The 18283-nt window shown below is 67.5% G+C and carries 14 protein-coding genes and 1 pseudogene; 9 read left to right on the top strand and 6 right to left on the bottom strand.

Going from position 1 to position 18283, the window contains the following annotated elements; translation table 11 throughout:
• Positions 1–2: 2 nt before the first annotated feature.
• Positions 3–776: a spermidine synthase gene (locus tag LPN03_RS13075; protein WP_262454539.1), complete on the bottom strand. Its 774-nt coding sequence runs from the start codon at positions 774–776 to the stop codon at positions 3–5.
• Positions 776–1972 (bottom strand): aminotransferase class I/II-fold pyridoxal phosphate-dependent enzyme, encoded by a 1197-nt coding sequence (locus LPN03_RS13070; RefSeq protein WP_165181131.1) that lies wholly within the window; start codon positions 1970–1972, stop codon positions 776–778. Before LPN03_RS13070 ends, LPN03_RS13075 begins: the two co-directional genes overlap by 1 nt.
• A 182-nt stretch (positions 1973–2154) precedes the next feature.
• On the opposite strand from LPN03_RS13070, the gene coaD reads away from it, so the two are divergent.
• The 7 genes and pseudogenes from coaD (at position 2155) to LPN03_RS13040 (ending at position 6716) form a co-directional block, all read left to right on the top strand.
• Entirely contained in the window at positions 2155–2670 is a 516-nt protein-coding gene (gene coaD, locus LPN03_RS13065; RefSeq protein WP_165181132.1) for a pantetheine-phosphate adenylyltransferase, read from the top strand.
• Positions 2671–2982: 312 nt separating this feature from the next.
• Entirely contained in the window at positions 2983–3459 is a 477-nt protein-coding gene (locus tag LPN03_RS13060) for a YceD family protein (RefSeq protein ID WP_165181188.1), read from the top strand.
• A gap of 59 nt (positions 3460–3518) precedes the next feature.
• Positions 3519–3722, top strand: coding sequence for a 50S ribosomal protein L32 (rpmF, locus tag LPN03_RS13055; RefSeq protein WP_165181133.1), 204 nt, complete (start codon positions 3519–3521; stop codon positions 3720–3722).
• Between the two features lie 61 nt (positions 3723–3783).
• Complete coding sequence (gene rnc, locus LPN03_RS13050) at positions 3784–4545, top strand: ribonuclease III (RefSeq protein WP_165181134.1); 762 nt, start codon at positions 3784–3786, stop codon at positions 4543–4545.
• Positions 4546–5559: a bifunctional DNA-formamidopyrimidine glycosylase/DNA-(apurinic or apyrimidinic site) lyase gene (mutM, locus tag LPN03_RS13045; protein WP_262454538.1), complete on the top strand. Its 1014-nt coding sequence runs from the start codon at positions 4546–4548 to the stop codon at positions 5557–5559.
• 188 nt (positions 5560–5747) lie between these two features.
• A pseudogene (locus LPN03_RS20955) lies at positions 5748–5897 on the top strand (hypothetical protein); the annotation flags it as partial.
• Between the two features lie 9 nt (positions 5898–5906).
• Positions 5907–6716 (top strand): hypothetical protein, encoded by an 810-nt coding sequence (locus LPN03_RS13040; protein ID WP_262454537.1) that lies wholly within the window; start codon positions 5907–5909, stop codon positions 6714–6716.
• A 111-nt stretch (positions 6717–6827) separates the two neighbouring features.
• On the opposite strand, the gene LPN03_RS13035 is transcribed toward LPN03_RS13040, so the two are convergent.
• The 3 genes from LPN03_RS13035 to LPN03_RS13025 are packed head-to-tail and all read right to left on the bottom strand — an operon-like array spanning position 6828 to position 11577.
• Positions 6828–7847, bottom strand: a complete 1020-nt coding sequence (locus tag LPN03_RS13035) for an NAD-dependent epimerase/dehydratase family protein (protein ID WP_262454536.1) — start codon at positions 7845–7847, stop codon at positions 6828–6830.
• On the bottom strand, positions 7847–10558 hold the full coding sequence (locus LPN03_RS13030) for an alpha/beta fold hydrolase (protein WP_262454535.1): 2712 nt from the start codon (positions 10556–10558) through the stop codon (positions 7847–7849). The genes LPN03_RS13035 and LPN03_RS13030 overlap by 1 nt, the downstream gene beginning before the upstream one ends.
• Complete coding sequence (locus LPN03_RS13025) at positions 10552–11577, bottom strand: 3-oxoacyl-ACP synthase III (RefSeq protein WP_165181138.1); 1026 nt, start codon at positions 11575–11577, stop codon at positions 10552–10554. Before LPN03_RS13025 ends, LPN03_RS13030 begins: the two co-directional genes overlap by 7 nt.
• A gap of 251 nt (positions 11578–11828) precedes the next feature.
• Here LPN03_RS13025 and smc point away from each other — a divergent pair, with 251 nt between their 5' ends.
• On the top strand, positions 11829–15455 hold the full coding sequence (gene smc / locus LPN03_RS13020; protein ID WP_262454534.1) for a chromosome segregation protein SMC: 3627 nt from the start codon (positions 11829–11831) through the stop codon (positions 15453–15455).
• Positions 15456–15570: 115 nt separating this feature from the next.
• Here smc and LPN03_RS13015 read toward each other — a convergent pair whose 3' ends face one another.
• Positions 15571–16875 carry an MFS transporter gene (locus tag LPN03_RS13015; RefSeq protein WP_165181139.1) on the bottom strand — a complete coding sequence of 435 codons (1305 nt, stop codon included), beginning with the start codon at positions 16873–16875 and terminating at the stop codon, positions 15571–15573.
• Between the two features lie 66 nt (positions 16876–16941).
• Here LPN03_RS13015 and ftsY point away from each other — a divergent pair, with 66 nt between their 5' ends.
• Positions 16942–18150, top strand: coding sequence for a signal recognition particle-docking protein FtsY (ftsY, locus tag LPN03_RS13010; RefSeq protein WP_262454533.1), 1209 nt, complete (start codon positions 16942–16944; stop codon positions 18148–18150).
• The last annotated feature ends 133 nt before the right edge of the window (positions 18151–18283 follow it).

Raw genomic sequence — 18283 nt, 5'->3', positions numbered from 1 at the left:
GGCTAGCCGGCGAGCCCGTCGAGCTCCAGGCCGCTGAGCACTGTGGCCGGGTGCGGGCCCGCCGCGACGAGTGCCTGGGACCATTCTTCCGGCCAGGTACCGTCGCGCCCCATCAGGATGATGTTGCCGGGAAAACGGCGGCTAAAAAGATTGCTGGTGCCGTACGCCGCGACGCCGGCCATGGCCGCGCCCAGTGCCCGCACTTGGCTGGAAACCAGCGTAAACCCGGGCTCGTCGCCCACATTGACCAGCAGCACTCCGCCCGGCGCCAGCACGCCCGCGGCCTCCCGGTAAAACTCCGTGCAGGCCAGGTGTGCGGGTGCGTCCGGTCCGCTGAAAATGTCAAGAATGACGACGTCGAACTCAAGTCCCGCGGGCAGCTCGCCGAGCGCTTCGCGGGCGTCGCCCACATGGCCGGTGAGCAACGTCCCGGCCGGCAGGGGGAGCTGTTCAAGGACAAAGTCAAGCAGTTCGCGTTCCAGCTCCACGGCATGCTGGACCGATCCGGGGCGCGTGGCCTGGATGTAGCGGGCCAGGGTCAGGGCACCGGCCCCCAGGTGCAGCGCGGCAACAGGCTCACCGGCGGGCTTGACCAGGTCCACGGCGTTGGCAATGCGGCGCAGGTATTCGTAAAACACATCCCCAGGGTGCGCCAGGTTGACATGTGACTGCTCGGCGTTGTCGATGCTAAACACAAACGCATTCGCATGCCACGGATCGGGATCGATCGTGGCGTGGACGCCGCTGGCGCCCAGGAACCTGCTGGCCAGGACCACTACAGCCTGTCCTTGAGGGTGGCGAGGCGTTCGGCGGCCTGTTCCAGCAGCGCTTCCTTCTTGCAAAACGCGAACCTCAGCAGCGAGCGCGTGCGCCGGGCGCCTTCGGGGTGGCAGAACACGGGGACCGGGATCGCCGCCACGCCCACCAGCTCCGGCAGGCGGCGGGCCAGCGCCGTGGCGTCGGTGATGCCCAGCGCGGATGTGTCGGCGTTGATGAAGTAGGTCCCCTGGGGCAGGTACACGTCCAGGCCTGCGGCGCGCAGTCCCTCGGCCAGGATGTCCCGCTTGCGGGCCAAGGTGGCTGCGGCGCCGGTGAAGAACTGCTCATCCATGCGCAGGCCGGCGGCGATGGCACTTTGGAACGGCGTGCCGGAGGAGTACGTCAGGAACTGCTTGACGGTGCGGGCGGCGGCAACCAGTTCCGCAGGCCCCGACAGCCAGCCCACCTTCCAGCCTGTATAGGAAAACGTCTTGCCGGCGGAGGAAATGGTCAGCGTGCGGTCCGCGGCACCGGGCAGGGTGGCCACGGGTATGTGCCGGGGACCAAACGTCAGGTGCTCGTAGACCTCATCGGTGAGGATGACGGCGTCGTATTTGATGGCAAGGCGCACCACCTCCGTGAGCACGGCCTCGGGGAACACGGCGCCGGTGGGATTGTGCGGGTTGTTGATGATGACCATCTTGGTGCGCGGGCTGAAGCTGTCTTCCAGGGTTGCCAGGTCCGGCATGAAGTCCGGGGCCAGGAGTGCGGCGGTGGTGTGGCGGGCGCCGCTGAGGCCGATCATGGCGCCGTAGGAATCATAGAACGGCTCAAAGGTGAGGACCTCGTCGCCGGGGCCCGTCAGTGACAGGACGGCACTGGCAATGGCCTCGGTGGCGCCGGTGCTGATGATGATTTCAGTTTCAGGATCCGGCGTGAGGCCGTAGAACCGCTCCTGGTGTTCGGCCACCGCGGTGCGCAGCGACAGGAGGCCCTTTCCGGGTGCGTATTGGTTGTGTCCCGCAGCGATGGCGTCCTGGGCCATGCGGCCCAGCTCGGCCGGGCCGTCCTCGTCCGGGAACCCCTGGCCCAGGTTGATGGCGCCGTGGCGGGCGGCCAGCGTGGTGATCTCCTCAAAGATCGTCACCCCCAGGGAGCCGTCGGGGCCCAGAAGGTTGGCGCCCTGCGCGGTGCGCTGCCATGGCGTGCTCATTGCTGCTCCTTGCTGGCCGTGAGGCGGCGCGGCCGGTGAAAAGTCGCCTTCACCTGACAACGTTACCTGCAGCGCGCTGCGGGCCGGCGGCTACCGGCCCGTATGGTGGACATTGGCGGCCAATGCCGGGACATGGCTGGGGCCTGGTCGTCTTGGCGGGGTTCATCGGATAGATTCATGGCATGCGACGCGCCGTCTGCCCAGGGTCGTTTGATCCGATCCACAAGGGGCACATTGAAGTCATTGCCCGTGCCACCGGCCTCTTTGACGAGGTGATCGTGGCCGTTTCCACCAACTATGCCAAGACGTACAGGTTTTCCCTGGTGGAGCGACTTGAAATGGCGCGGACCACTTTCTCCGCACTGTCCGGGATTGTGGTTGAACCGATGGGCGCGGGGCTGCTCTCCGACTTTTGCCACTCGCACGGTGTATCAGCGATCGTGAAGGGCCTGCGGTCCTCGTCCGACTTTGACTATGAGCTGCCCATGGCCACCATGAACCGCCAGCTTTCCGGCGTGGAGACCGTGTTCCTGCCGGGGGACAGCCGCTACCTGCACCTGTCCTCCACCCTCATCAAGGAAGTCCACTCGCTGGGAGGGGATGTTGCCGACTATGTGCCGCGGGCCGTACTGCGCCGCTTGCAGGGCGACGTGGGTCCGGACACCCGGCCGGTGCCACTGGTTCCACCGAGCCTGTAGCCTGGTCTCCCCGGGACCAACTGCCGGTCGCAGCGCAGGCCGGCCCTCCGGCGTCGTGCATGGTGAGAGTTACATCACCCGGGACGCGGCACCGTCATGTCGACGCCCGGCCGCGCCCTGCAGTAGACTGGACAAGGCCGAATTGGCCCGGTGACGCACGTTTTGAAGCCTATGGTTATTCGCGATAGGATGGTGCGTCGGTCCTATGTTCACTCAGGAGTTCTCATTAGCGCAACCACGTTGGGCAACAAGTCCAACCATGGCACGCCCCTCACCATTGGTGTCAGGGAGCTTGGGCGAAGCCCGGGCAGCATGTGGACCCTGAAGGAACAAGTACCTGTGCCGGAGGATTTCGGCACCCCGCTCATTGGCGCGACGCCCGGATCCGAATTGGATCTGGAACTCCGTTTTGAGGCCGTTCATGAAGGAATTCTCGTCTCGGGAAGCGTGTTGGTCGATCTGACCGGCGAATGCTCCCGTTGCCTTGAGGCCTTCGAGGAAGACCTTGAAGTCAATGTGCAAGAACTTTTCTTCTACGAGGAACCCGAACAGGGCCTTGACGAAGAGGAAGATCAGCAACGTTGGGTCGAGCACGATTCTATCGATCTTGAACCGGTGTTGCGGGACGCAGTGGTAACCGCCCTGCCGTTCCAGCCGGTGTGCCGGGAAGACTGTGAGGGCCTGTGTTCCGAATGCGGAATACGCCTTGCGGATGAGCCGGGGCACCACCACGAGATCCTGGATCCCAGGTGGGCTGCCCTACAGGGCTTAACCGGCGAAGAAAACTAGCAAATCAAGTTTTTTCGTGTTGGCACGTGCCGCACGTTATCGAGAGAAAAGAGTTTGCCGTGGCTGTTCCCAAGCGGAAGATGTCCCGTGCCAATACGCGCGCACGCCGTTCCCAGTGGAAGGCCACTGCGCCGAACCTGGTCAAGACCATCGAAAACGGCCAAGTTGTCTACAGCCTGCCGCACCAGGCGCGGGTTGTCACCGACTCCGCCGGCACCGCCCTGTTCCTGGAGTACAAGGGCCGTAAGGTTGCCGACGTCTAAGACGTCCGTGCGGCCGGCCGGCCGCCCGTTCACTGGTTAACAATTTTTGCAGGAGTTGCTTGTGTCCTCAGACCCGGAATCCCCGAAGCTTGAGGACGGCCATCAACTGCTTTTGAAGCGTCTCGGTGTCACTATTGATGCCGGGACGCTTCGTCTTGCCCTGACGCACCGTTCCTACGCCTACGAAAATGGTGGCATCCCCACCAATGAGCGCCTGGAATTTTTGGGTGACTCCATTCTGGGCTTCTCCGTCACCGACGCACTGTACCGTGACAACCCCACACTTCCCGAGGGCGAGCTGGCCAAGCGCCGCTCCGCCGTCGTCTCCACCCGCGCCCTCGCCTCGATCGCCCGCTCGCTGGGCGTAGGCGAATTCATCTATCTGGGCCAGGGCGAACGCCTCACCAAGGGCCGCAACAAGTCCTCGATCCTGGCCGACACCATGGAATCACTGATCGGCGCCACCTACCTCACCCACGGCATTGAGACCGCGCGCGAGCTGGTCATGCGCCTGGTGGGACCCCTGCTGGCGGACTCGGCCGTCCTGGGCGCCGGTACCGACTGGAAAACCAACATCCAGGAAATTGCCGCAGCACGCCACCTCGGCACCATTGAGTACGAGATCACCGGCACCGGCCCGGACCACAACCGCTCCTTTTCCGCACGCCTGCTGATCGGCGGCCAGCATTTCGGCACGGGCGCAGGCCCTTCCAAGAAGGAGGCCGAGCGCTCCGCAGCCGCCGCGGGCTGGAACGTCCTGCAGGAGCGTTTTGCCGGCAAGGGTGGTGCCGCCGGTTCGGCGTCCGGAACAGCTGCCGGCTAAATGCCCGAGCTGCCCGAAGTTGAGGTGGTGCGGCGCGGACTGGCACGCTGGATTGCCGGGCGCACCGTCACGGCCGTTTCCGTCCCGGACCCGCGCTCCATCCGCCGCCACGCACTCGGCACCGAGGACTTCCGCGGAAACCTGCTGGGTGCCACTGTCCTGGACGTGGTCCGGCGCGGCAAGTTCCTCTGGATGCCCCTGGCCGATTCGGCGCCCGGTTCCCAGCCGTACGGAGGTTCACTGCCCCACACCGCCCTGGTGGCCCACCTGGGCATGAGCGGCCAGCTCCTGGTGGAGTCTCCCGGGCAGCCGCATGAAAAACACCTCAAGGTCCGGATTACCTTCTCCCCGCGCGAGGATGCGCCCGAGGAGCTCCGCTTCATCGATCAGCGAATTTTCGGCGGCCTTTTCGTGACCTCGCTGGTGCCCACGGCGGACGGGCTGCCCGGCGGCGGCATTGGAACCCGCGGTGCCGCCGAAATAGGGCCCGACGTGAACGGACATGCTTCAGGCACCGGGTGGGCCCTGGTTCCCGCCGAGGCGGCCCACATCGGCCGCGACCCGCTGGACCCGCACTTTGACATCGAGGCCTTCCACCAGAAGCTGCGCGCCAGGAAGACGGGGCTGAAACGCGCGCTGCTGGACCAGGGGCTGGTCTCCGGCATTGGCAACATTTATGCCGATGAGGCCTTGTGGGCTGCGAAGATGCACTACGCGCGGCCCACCGACACCATGCGGCGCCCGGACACCGAACGCATCATCCACGCAGCCCGCGACGTCATGGTCCGTGCCTTGGACGCCGGCGGCACCAGCTTTGATTCCCTGTACGTCAACGTCAACGGCGCCTCAGGATATTTTGCCCGGTCACTGAACGCCTACGGCCGCGAGGGGAAACCGTGTGTTCGCTGTGCCGAACTCGGCCTGTCCACGCTGATCCGTCGCGACACCTTCATGAACCGGTCGTCCTACAGCTGCCCCGCGTGCCAGCCACAGCCGCGCAACGCCAGGCTGTAGCCTGTCCGGCACGCTTGAGGCAGTAGTTCGTGGGAACTGGTGTTCGCTGCAGAAAATGTTGATGCAGCCACCTGTTTCGCGACGGACTTCAGCAGTCAAGGTCCGGTTCGGCCGGGGTGAGGGTACGTTATCCACAGTGGACCCATCCGGTCTTGAACGTCCCACCCCTTTCTTACAGGCTCAGTGACATGAATGAGTCCAGAATTCGGATGCACCTTGGGCAGCGGTGGCCCGCCGAGAGGTATGTTGCCACAGCGGCGCAGCTTGCGGATGCCGGCATGGATGCCCGGTTCGTGGCGGACGCTGTCCGTTGCGGGGCGCTATTTCGCTTGCGCCGCGGAGTTTACATGCCCATGCATAAATGGCGCGCCCAAAAGCCGTGGGTGCAGGCCAAGAGCCTGCTCGCCGCCCATATTGCCGGGTCCCAAGGAAGACTTGCCTATACGCACTTCAGTGCCGCACGCCTGCATGGACAACATGCGTGGAATACCCCGGACCAGATACACGTCAACGTCCCCTATGGCGCCTCCCTCGGCAAAGGGGCTGCCGATGTAGTGGTTCACCACATGACCCTCGGCCCCGATGATCTGGTGCAAAAATACGTTCCGGGGGTCGGCACAGTGACTATTACCAGCCTGGCCCGCACTGTTCTCGATTGCGCCCGTGTCGCGCCATTGGACTTGGCCGCTGTCATTGGCGACTCTGCGCTGCACAGGGGGTTGAAGCTGGCGGAGTTGGAAAACCTCGCAGCCAGAATGGCCGGCTACCGGGGCATCAAGCGTGCCGTTAAGGCCATTGGAATGCTCAATGCCTTGGCAGAATCCGCCGGGGAAACGCGCACCCGGCTCATAGTCGCCCAACTGCCCCTTGAGCCGCCGGAACTGCAGGTCACCCTCTACGTTGACGGCAAGGAATACCGTCCGGACTTGGCCTGGCGCGGGGTGAAACTGATTGTGGAGTTCGACGGCAACACCAAATACTTCGACTATGCAACACCGACGGACGAAGCGTTGGTGGCAGAACGCGAACGGGAAAGTGCCCTCATGGAGGAGGGCTGGCGGTTCATCCGCATCAAGTGGCGCCATCTCCAGCGGCCGGACGAGGTCAAGGCCCGCGTTCTGGCTGCCTACCTGTCAGCCTCGGAGCGTGCGGCCTGAACCCACTCAGTGAATGCTGGACTTGCTTGCGAGAACGGTGGTTCCGCAGGGCAATCTTGCACACAACTCCAGCGTTCGGGCCTGAAATGCAGGCAACTCCAGTGCTCGCCGTCAGTTGCCGTAATGCCGAGCCAGCAGGGCCAGGCCTTCATCCAGGGAGATCGCGGGGGTCCAGTCGAGCACCTCGCGCGTGTGTCGCTGGTCGAACCAGTGAGCAGTTGAGAGCTGTTCGGCCAGAAAGCGCGTCATGGGCGGCTCATCGCGGACCCATCCGCGCGTTCCCGCAGCCAGCCAGGCCTTCTCAATGACCGAGCCGGCGCCGCGGGCCAACCAGCCCGGCACGGAAAAGGCGGGTTCGGGCACGCCGGCGGCCCGGCAGATCCCGGCAATGAGCTCGCCCACCGGACGCGGCTCGCCGTTGGTCACCACCAGGGCCTGGCCGTGGGCGTGGTCCATGCGCTCCAGCCCGCGCACAATCGCTTCCGCGGCATTGTCCACATAGGTGGTGTCGATCAGCGCGCGGCCGCCGTCGAGCAGGGGCAGGCGGCCGGCGCGGGCGCGCTCCACCACGCGCTCCACCAGCTGTGTGTCGCCGGGCCCCCAGACGATGTGGGGGCGGATGGCCGCCACCCGAAACTCCGGGGAGTCCTCGGCCAGTGCCAGGTCCTCGGCAGCAGCCTTCGACCGGGCGTAAAAGCCGCGGGCGCGTTCAGGATCGGCGCTTCCCGCGCCCGCACCCACGATCGAGGAGCCAAAGTGCGCCACGGACGGGGAGGACACAAACACGAAATCCCGCACTCCCGCATGCCGGGACGCCGCCAGCAGCTGGCGGGTCCCCACAATATTGGTGGAGACAAAGTCCGCCCATTCGCCGGTGAAAGACACCTTCGCAGCCAGGTGGATGACGGCGTCAACGCCTGCCGCGGCCCGCGCTGCAACGTCAGGATCGGCCACGGAACCCTGCACGGATTCCCACGGGTCGTGGACGGCGCGGCGCTGCAGCGAGCGGACGGACCAGCCCCGGGCGTGCAGGAGCCGGGCCACGGCGCGGCCCAGCAGCCCGCTGGTGCCTGTCACCAGGACGCGGCGGGACGGGCCCGGGGTGCCGGCTGCCGCCGTCGGGCCCGGCATCAGGGCCGCCCCGGCCTGGCTCCGGCCAGCATGCGCGACGCCCAGGCCGCCAGGGCTGCCCGGTCAATCTTCGAGTTGTGGCGCACGTCCGTGGGCATGGCGTCGATGACCAGAACGGCGGCCGGCACCAGCCCGGTCAGGGCCACGGCGGCGCGCACATCGCGGGCCAGAAAGTTATCGGCCAAGCCGGAGCGCCGGGCGGCCGGCGCCGTCTCAACGATCGCCACGGCCACCTGGGCCCCGGCAGGGCCAACACCGACGACGGCCGCGCGCGCCACCGCGGGCACCGATTCGGCGGCCAGCTCACCGGCCACCGGCGTCCGGACTCCGTTGGCCGTGGTCAGGACATGGGCCATGCGCCCCTCGACCCACAGGCGGCCTTCGGCGTCGAGGTGGCCCACATCGCCGCTGCGGTGCCAGCCGGGGATGGCGGCTGCGTGCTCCTGCGTGATCCAGAGGCGGTCGTAGCGTTCCAACACGTGCGGGGCGCTGACCAGGATCTCACCGGTCACGTGCGGTTCCGTGGTGGGGGCCAGGCTGCCGGTGCCATCGGCGCGCACTGGCGCAATTGCCACCGAGGCGCCACTGACGGGCAGTCCCACGCACACGCCGTCGCCGGTCCCCGCCGCCCTGATGCCGGCCAGGTCGATGTCCGTCACCGGCAGTGCCTCGGTCATGCCGTAGGGGGTGTGCAGGGAGGCATGGGGTGCCAGCTCCTGGACCTGCGCCAGCAGGGGTTCGCCCAGGGGCGCGCCTGCGGAAAGGAAAAGTTCGGCGCCGGCCAGCGCGGTTTTGCGGGCGGGTGGGAGTTCCGCCGCGGTCGCCACGACGTTGACCAGCGCGGCCGGGGAGGCGAAGACCACAGTGGCGTTGATGGCGGCTGCAGCGTCCGCCAGCGCCTTGGCCGTCAGCGTGCGCGGGGCCGTGACGTCCATGTCGGGTGTGACGGACGTGGCCCCGAGGGCCGGGCCCAGCAGGGCAAACGGGGCGAAGCCGGCCACGAGCGACGTGCCGGCCCGGAGCTTGTACGTGGCCTGCAGGGTGTCCCGCATGGCGGCCAGCCGCCGGTGCGTGTAGACCACGCCCTTGGCCGGCCCGGTGGAGCCGGAGGTGAACAGCACCGCGGCGTCGGCGTCGGGGTCCGGGACGGCGGGTGCGGCGGCCGCGCCGGCCAGGCGGAGCACGCGGCCCTTGTCCATGAGCTGCGGAACGGTGGCTGCCACTCCCAGCAGCCTGCGCCCGGCCCTGTCCGCGGCCGGGGTGGAGTCGCCAGCGCCGATTTTCACGCCGGGCCAGTTGTAGATCCGGGCACCAGCCAGCGCCCGGCCGACACCCACCAGATAGGCGGGACCGGCGCCCTTGATGGCCCGCCCCAGTCCCTTCGTGCCCAGGCCCGCATCGGCCACCACGATCACGGCACCCAATCTCAGACAGGCGTAGATGAGCGTGGTGAGGGTGATCCCCGGCGGCACCAGCAGGCTGACACGGTCACCCGGCTTGACGCCGAGATCCGCCAGCCCGGCGGCCAGGTCGTCTATGTCTCGGGCAAGTTCCGCCCAGGTGAGGCTGCGAGCGGCCCCGCCCGCCAGCATGTCCACAATGGCGGTGGAGGAATCTTCACGCCGTGCGTCGACCTCCGCCAGCATGGGACGGAAGGCAGGCGCGGATTCGGGCTTCGGCTGGGCGGCACTGCCACCCTGCGCAGCACTGCCACCCTGGGCGCGGTGACTGGCGTCGACGTGCCTGGCCAGCCAGGCAAAGGTGGGGCCAGCAATGTCCCGGTCCTCCTGGACCAGGTGGCCGGCACCCTCAAAGCGGTGCACGTCGGCCTGCGGCAGTCGTGTCAGGAGGTCCCGCAGGTAGCGGTCGGAGAACACGGGATCCTTCGGCCCCCACATCATGAACGCCGGCACGCCAAGGGTGCGAATGCCGGAGGACACCTCTTCGAGCGCGGCCCACGAAGGGTGGGCGGGGGTTGCCGGAATGTCGGCTACGAAGTTGCCTACCCCGGCGCGCCGCACCGCAGTGCGGTACGGGGCCATGAAGGCGTCCCGCACGGAGGGCGCCAGTGCCGGCTGCGCCAGGGCGTGGGTCACCTTCAGGAACGCCGCGGTGGTCTTGGTGCCCCAGGGGTGCACGGCCGGGTGCAGGGCCAGCTTCAGGGCAGGGGGCAGGGTGAATCCCGCCGGGTGCACGGCCGTGTTGGTGAGGACCACGGCGGCCAGCTGTTCGCGGTGCCGCACGGCCCAGCCGAGGGAGATGATGCCGCCCCAGTCGTGCCCGACAGTGACCACCGGGCCGTCCAGTTTCAGGGCCGCAGTCAGGTCGGAGAGGTCGTTGATGCGGTCCGCGAGGCGGCGGAAGGTGCCGGTGCGCTCGGAGAAGCCCATGTCCAGCTGGTCCACGGCAATGACACGCCACGGTCCGCCGTCGGCCAGGGTTTCCGGGGAAGTGGCCCCGGCCAGCAGGCTGCGCCACACGTATGACCACGTTGGGTTGCCATGCACGCACAGCAGGGTCCCGGCGGGCGCCAGGCCGGTGGCGTCGACGTCGTCCCGGTTGTCCAGAAAGTGCCACTCGCGGCGTGTTCCGGGGGCGTCCGCCGCCGACGTTGACGGCACGGACAGCGTCCGGCGCCAGGAGGCGCGCACGCCGGGCCAGGGATCGGGGTGGCGGGAAGGGTCCTGCGGGGGCAAAGCGGCAGTTACCACGCAATTTCCATCATGGTCGTGTTGAGTCCGGAACCCACGCCCATGCAGAGCACGCGGTCGCCGGCGGAGAGCGTCTGCGCCTCCTGCGCCAGCGTCATGGGCAGCGAAGCCGGGCCCACATTGCCCCATTTCGGGAAGGTCACGGGCACCTTGCTGCGGACCAGGTCCACGGCCTTGATGATGGCGTTGGTGTAGGAATTGGACACCTGGTGGGTGACATAGCGGTCCATCTTGCGCCAGTCCCAACCATCCGTGTGGGCCTCGTCCCAGGCGTTCGTGACCAGCTCCAGCCCGTTGTCCAGCAGGCCCTTGGTGTCGGTGAACATGCCGTCGGGGCCCCCCACGCACAGCTCATGGTGGGAGGTGCCGGCGCGGGAAACCCCGCCCAGGATGCGGTGCGCGCCGGGGTGGTCGCTGGCCGGGCCGATGACGGCGGCGGCCGCGCCGGAGCCCAGCGTCAGGGTGGCGAACTCCCGCAGGTAGTCCTCCCGGGTGGACGTTTCCGCATTCAGCCGGCGGAAGGTGGTTTCCTGGGTGGCCTGGGCGTCCTCGCCGGCCACAATGAGTGCGTACTTGATTTGGCCGGAATCAATCATGTTCGCGGCCAGGGTCATGCCGTTGACAAACCCGAGGCAGGCGTTGGCCAGGTCAAAGTTCATGGCGGAGGAGGGCAGTCCCAGCCCGTTGTGGATCTTGACGGCAACGGAGGGCTCCAGGTTGCGCCGTGTCACCGAGGTGTTGATGAGCAGGCCGATCTGCCCTGCCTCAATTCCGGCCTCGGCCAGGGCCTTCGCGCCGGCCTCAATGGCGGCGTCGTCAAACGCGGTTCCGGGCGCCCACCAGCGGCGTTCCTTCACTCCTGCAACACGTTCCAGCAACCGCTTGGACAGCCGCAACCGCTTCAGGCTCGGGGCCAGGCGCTCATCAAAGTCGGAGGAACTGACCACCACGGGCGCCTCCACGCTGGTGACGGCAAGTAAGGCAGTGTTGTGGTGACGAAAAGTCGCGTTGCCGATCAAATTCCAGCCTTTGTCTTGTGTATTTTGTGGTGCCCGGCCGAAACCAACCGGTTAATATTCGCCGGGACAAAAGTGACAAAGGTGCGCTGTCCCTGTCCCGACATTAAGCCTCAGCCTTAACTATGCACCTTCCAGGGAGGTTATCGCACATGCGCCCCGGCGCATACATGCGGGCGGCTACCCTGCCAAACATGGAATTCGCGGTAGATTAACAACGGAAATAACGCCCCTGCGCAGGAGTATAAAACAGTTTGCATCTAAAAAGTCTGTCCGTGCGAGGCTTCAAGTCGTTCGCATCGGCCACCACCTTTGACTTTGAACCGGGAGTGACGGCCGTGGTTGGCCCCAACGGCTCCGGCAAGTCGAACGTGGTTGATGCGCTGGCCTGGGTCATGGGGGAGCAGGGCGCCAAGACCCTGCGCGGGGGAAAAATGGAAGACGTCATTTTTGCCGGCACTTCCGGGCGCCCCCCGCTGGGCCGGGCGCATGTTGCACTGACCATTGACAACACCGACGGCGCCCTGCCCATCGACTACACCGAAGTCACCATCTCCCGGACACTGTTTCGCACAGGCGGCTCGGAATACGCCATCAACGGCACGGGCTGCCGGTTGCTGGACATCCAGGAACTGCTCTCCGATTCCGGCCTGGGCAAGGAAATGCACGTCATTGTCGGCCAGGGCCAGCTGGACAAGGTGCTCCATGCCACGCCCGAGGACCGTAGGGGCTTCATTGAGGAGGCTGCCGGCATCCTCAAGCACCGCCGCCGCAAGGAAAAAACCCTGCGCAAGCTCGACACCATGTCAGCCAACCTGGCCAGGCTCAGCGACCTGACGGGTGAGATCCGCCGCCAGCTCACGCCCCTGGGCAAGCAGGCGGCCGTGGCACGCCGGGCCCAGGCCGTGCAGTTTGACGTCCGCGATGCCAAGGCCCGCCTGCTGGCCGACAGCCTGGTCACGCTGCGCACCGCCGTCGAAAAGGACGTGGCGGACGAACTGGCCCTCAAGTCCCGCCGTGCCTTGGTGGAGCAGGGACTTCAGGAGGGCCGCAGCCGGCAGGCCGAGCTGGAACAGCTGTCCGCCGCCGCGGCCCCCGTCCTCACCGCGGCACGGGACACCTGGTACCAGCTTTCGGCAACGCAGGAAAAGTTCAAGTCCCTGGGCCTGCTGGCCGCCGAGCGCCAGCGCCACCTGGGAGCAGCCGAAGCCCCCGCGGATCCCAGCAGGGACCCGGACAGGCTGGCGGTGCAGGCCGCCCGCTTGCGCGGGGAAGAGGCGGAGCTGGACCTCGAATTGGAGGAACGGCGCATCGCCCTGGAGGCGGCCATGGAAATCAAGGACGACGTGGAAGCCTCCGTCCGGGCCGAGGAGCAGAGGGTCCGCGACGTGCTCCGGGCCACGGCCGACCGCCGGGAAGGGCTGGCCCGGCTGGCAGGCAAGGTTGCCTCGGCCAGGTCGCGGGTGGAAGCCGCGGAGGCCGAGATCGGGCGGCTGCACCAGGGCCGCGACGCCGGCGAGCAGCGGCATGCGGCCGCAGCCCGCGAGTTCGCGGCGCTGGAATCCCAGGTGGCCGGCGTCGAGGAGGGCGAGGAACGCCTCGACGCCGACTATGAGGAAGCCGCCCGGGCATTGGCGGACATCGACACCCTCATGGAGGGCTTGACGGCGGCCCAGCTGGCAGCCGACAGGGAACGTGACTCCCTTGCCGCCCGCCGCGAGGCCCTGGCGGTGGGGCTGTTGCGCAAGGATGCCTCCTCGCACGTGCTGTCGGCGGGCCTGCCCGGCATCCTGGGCGCCGTGGCGGAACTGCTCACGGTGGCGCCCGGGCATGAAACGGCCATTGCTGCCGCCCTGGGCGCGGCCGCAGGGGGAGTGGCTGTGGCCGATTCGGCCGCCGCAGTCGCCGCGCTGGAGCGCATCAAGGCGGACGACGGCGGCCGCGTCACACTGGTCGTTGCGTCGGCCGCGCCGGCCGGGTCTGAGGATGGACCACCCTCTGCGCGGGCAACCCTCGTCGAGAGTGCGGTGGCGGCGGTGGATGGCGTCGCGGCAGGGCGTGCACAGGTCACGGGGCCAGCGGAAATAGCTGCCGTGCTGGACGCCCTGCTGGACGGGGTGGTGCTGGTGCCCGACCTGTCCGTTGCGGTGCAGCTCCTGGACGGCTACCCGCACTTGACGGCCGTTACCGCCGGCGGGGATGTCCTGAACGCGTTCTCCGTGCGGGGCGGTTCGGCCACGGCGCCGTCGCTGCTGGAACTGCAGGCAGCCGTGGATGAAACGGATGCGAAGCTGCGGGCTGCGGTGGCTGACGGGGAGCGGGCCCGCTTTGCCCTGGCCGCAGCCGCTGCGCGCCGCCAGGCCGCCGCAGACGCAGAGGAGGCCAGCCTGGCGGCGCTGCACGATTCCGACGCCAGGATCGCGGCGGTGGCGGAACGGCTGGGAACACTTGGCGCCACCCTGCGATCCGCAACGGGGGAGTCGGAACGGCATGCCCAGGCGTTGGGGCTGGCCACGGCCAACCTGGCGAAGGAACAGCAGGCCCTGGAGGAAGTGGCGGCCCGGCTGGCCCGCGCCCAGGAAGAGCCCACCGGCGCGGACCCGTCCATGGAGGAACGGGACGCTCTGGCTGCGCAGGCCACGGCCGCGCGGGCCGTCGAGATGGAGTCGCGGCTGGCGCTGCGCAGCACCGAAGAGCAGCTGAACGCGGTGCGGAACCGGGCCGCGGCGCTGGAACGGGCTGCCGCCACCGAACGCACGGCCCGCGAACAGGCCGCCAGGCGGGCGTTGCAGCGCCGCCGCCAGGCGGGGAAGGCGGAGGCGGTGGCGGCCGCCGTCGGGCAGGTCCTGCAGCATGTTGCGGCGTCGATCGAGCAAGGCGAGCAGGAGCGGGACGCGGCGGAGGAACTCCGCGCGCAGCGCGAGGTGGAGCTCATGGCAGTGCGCTCGGCAACGATGGAACTGGAAGTGGAGCTGGCCCGGCTGACGGACTCCGTCCACCGGGACGAATTGGCGCGCGAGGCGCAGCGGCTCCGCATTGAACAGCTGGAAAACAAGTCCATCGAGGAGCTGGGGCTCAGCGTTGACCACCTCATCAACGAATACGGCCCGGAGACGCTGGTCCCGCCCAGCCCCGGGGCGGGCGCCGACAAGTGGGCTGCGCTGCGCGTTGAAGTGGACGAAACAGGGGCGGAAGTCCCTGAGGGCACCCCGTTTGTGCGCGAGGAGCAGGAGAAAAGGCTCAAGAGGGCCGAACGCGACCTGGCAGCCCTGGGCAAAGTCAACCCGCTGGCCCTGGAGGAATTTGCAGCCCTGGAGGAACGCCACCAGTTCCTCTCAACCCAGCTGGAGGACCTGAAATCCAGCCGCAAGGACCTCATGGACATCATCAAGGAAGTGGACCAGCGGGTCGAGGAGGTCTTCACCTCCGCCTACGCGGACACGGCAGTGCAGTTTGAGCGCGTGTTCGGCCGGTTGTTCCCGGGAGGGGAGGGGCGCTTGGTCCTTACCGACCCCGACGACATGCTGACCACGGGCATCGAGGTGGAGGCCCGCCCGGCGGGCAAGAAGATCAAGCGCCTCTCGCTGCTGTCCGGCGGGGAGCGCTCGCTGACGGCCGTGGCGCTGCTTGTGGCCATCTTCAAGGCCCGGCCCTCGCCCTTCTACGTCATGGATGAGGTGGAGGCGGCGCTGGACGACACGAACCTGGGCCGACTCATCACCATCTTTGAGGAACTGCGCGAATCCAGCCAGCTGATCATCATCACGCACCAAAAGCGCACCATGGAGGTGGCCGACGCCCTATATGGGGTGTCGATGAGGGGCGACGGCGTTTCCACCGTCATCAGCCAGCGGATCGACCGCGCAACCGCCCCCGCCTGATCCCGGCATTCCGCCCCGCCCCGACGCTCCATCACTTTTCGCGGGCTTTTCCCGGACCCTCTATCACCTTCTGCGGGTTTTTCCCCGACGCTCCATCACTTTTTTGACGGCGCGGTCAGGGCTGGAACTTGGTGTCCCGGGCGGAGAGCCAGAACACCGCGGCGAGCAGCGCCACGGCGGTGGCCATGGAAAACGCCAGGCCGAAGGAAAACAGGTCAACGAGGTACCCGGCCGCAATGGGGCCGATGATGGCGCCCAGGTCCGAACTCATTTGAAACGTGGCGAGCACCTTGCCGCCGGATCGTTCGTTGCCAATGACGTCCGCCACGATGGCCTGCTGCGCCGGTCCCATGAGGCCGCTGCCCAGCCCGGCAATGGCTGAGACCACAAAGAACCAAAACTCGTTGCCCGTGAACCCGAGGACGCCCATCCCGATGCCGTTGACGGCCAGGCCCAGCAGGACCATCGGCTTGCGGCCCCAGGTGTCGGCAAGCCTGCCGGAAAACAGCAGGGCCACGCCAGTGCCGATGGCAAACACGGCCAGGGAAATGCCCGCCACCTCGGGGCCGGCACCCAGGGCTGCGGTGGCAAACAGCGGCACCAGCGCCATGCGAATGCCAAAAGCCGACCACCCGTTGGCGAAGCTCGAGACCAGTACGGCGCGGTATGCGGGAATGCGCAGCGCCGCACGCAGGGGGAGCGGCTCCCGCGACGCCGCCGTCGTGCCTTTCCCCGAAGCGCCGGGCGCGTCCGACGCCGGTCCCCCGCCTCCCGCGGGACCGCCGGCTTGCACCGCGGCCGGGACCGCGACGGCGGCGCTTTTCACGGCGGGCAGCATGGTGGCGACCAGCAGGGCGACCAGGACCAGCGCACCCGCGTACACCAGGAACGGCAGCTGCAGGCCGAAGCCAGCCAGGAGCCCGCCAATGGCGGGTCCGGCGATGTTGCCCAGCAGGAACGAGCCCGAATACAGGCTGGAAACACGGCCTCGCGCGGACGGTGGGGCCAGCCGGATCAGCAATCCCATGGCTGAGACGGTGAACATGGTGGAGCCGATGCCGCCCAGCCCGCGGTATATCAGCAATTGCCAATAATTCTGGGCGAAGGCGCACGCCGCGGAGGACGCCGCGACAATCAGGATGCCCAGGATGTAGGTCCGCCGTTCGCCCAGCCGCTCCACAAGGACACCGCTGAGCGGGGCGAAGACGAGGCGGGTGAAGGCAAAGGCGCTGACCACAATGGCCGCGGCGCCCACGCTCACGTGGAAGCTTTGGGCAAATTGCGGCAGCACGGGCGCCACAATGCCAAAGCCGATGGCGATCAGGAAGGCGGCGGCCACCAGGACCTTGATTTCGCGCGGCAGCGTGACAGTGCGGGCGGCTGTTGGTGGTGGGACTGGGGCGGCGGCATTGGTGGACATCAGATTGAGTGTTTCACAACCGGGACCGGGCCGTGGCCGCCCGCGCCCCCGTGAGAGACTTGGACGGTGAACCAGACTCTTGCCACCATCCTGTACATCGTCATTGGGCTGGCCGTCGTCGGCGGCCTCATCCCTGTCTTCTTGAAGGCCCGGAAGAACACCCAAAACTACACGGGGCCGCGCGACGCCAACGACCCCGCCCCCGTCGATTCGGCCGGAACCGGCACCCTGCTGGAGGACCGCCCGGGCGCCCAGGCGCCGCCGTCGGGCATGGAAACGTCCGGCCTGGAAGCGCAGGGCGTGGACACGGCCGAACCGGCCGCCCCGGCCGCCCCGGCCCTGGAAAAGCCGCTGCCCGTGGAGGGCCGGCTGGTGCGGCTGCGCGCGCGCCTGTCGAAGTCGAACAACGCCCTGGGCAAGGGGCTGCTGGCGCTGCTGTCCCGCGACACGATTGATGAAAGCGTGTGGGAAGAGGTCGAGGAAACGCTGCTGCTGGCGGACATAGGCACCGGCTCCACCATGGACCTGGTGGACACCCTGCGCGAGCGCGTGAAGGTTTTGGGCGTGCGCAGCCCGGAGCACGTCCAGGCGATGCTCCGCGAGGAACTCATCAAGCTCGTGGACCCCACCATGGACCGCAGCCTGAACATTGGCCGCCATGACGGTCGCCCCGCGGTGCTCATGGTGGTTGGCGTCAACGGCGTCGGCAAGACCACCACGGTGGGCAAGCTGGCCCGCGTACTGGTGGCCGAGGACAAGGACGTGCTGCTGGGCGCGGCGGACACTTTCCGCGCCGCGGCCGCCGAGCAGCTGGCCACCTGGGGTGCCCGTGTGGGCGTGCCCACGGTGAAGTCCGACGTCGATGGTGCGGACCCTGCCTCCATCGCCTTTGAAGCGGTGAAGGCCGGGATTGAGCAGGAGGTGGACGTGGTCATGGTGGACACCGCCGGGCGCCTTCAAAACAAGGTGGGCCTGATGGACGAGCTCGGCAAGGTCAAGCGCGTCATTGAAAAGCAGGCCACCGTGGATGAGGTGTTGCTGGTGCTTGATGCCACCACGGGGCAGAACGGGCTGAGCCAGGCGAAAGTGTTTTCCGACGTCGTGAACATCACCGGCATCGTCCTGACCAAGCTGGACGGCACGGCGAAGGGTGGCATTGTCGTGGCCATCCAGAAAACGCTGGGCGTGCCGGTCAAGCTCATCGGCCTCGGCGAGGGTGCCGACGACCTGGCGCCCTTTGACGCGGAAAACTTCGTGGACGCGCTGCTGTCCTAGCGGTGTGCGGCCCGGCCCGTAACATGCCGGAAACAAAGGCGGCGACAGGATTTAACCTGTTGCCGCCTTTTGTAACTTAAACGAAATTATTGCCGCCCCATGCCGAAACACTCCGGCGGCACAGTTGTAAGTG

This window comes from Arthrobacter sp. A2-55 (assembly GCF_025548615.1).
Classification (GTDB): domain Bacteria; phylum Actinomycetota; class Actinomycetes; order Actinomycetales; family Micrococcaceae; genus Specibacter; species Specibacter silviterrae.
Note: the sequence above shows the minus strand (reverse complement) of the source record. Positions and strands in the feature narration are given on the sequence as shown.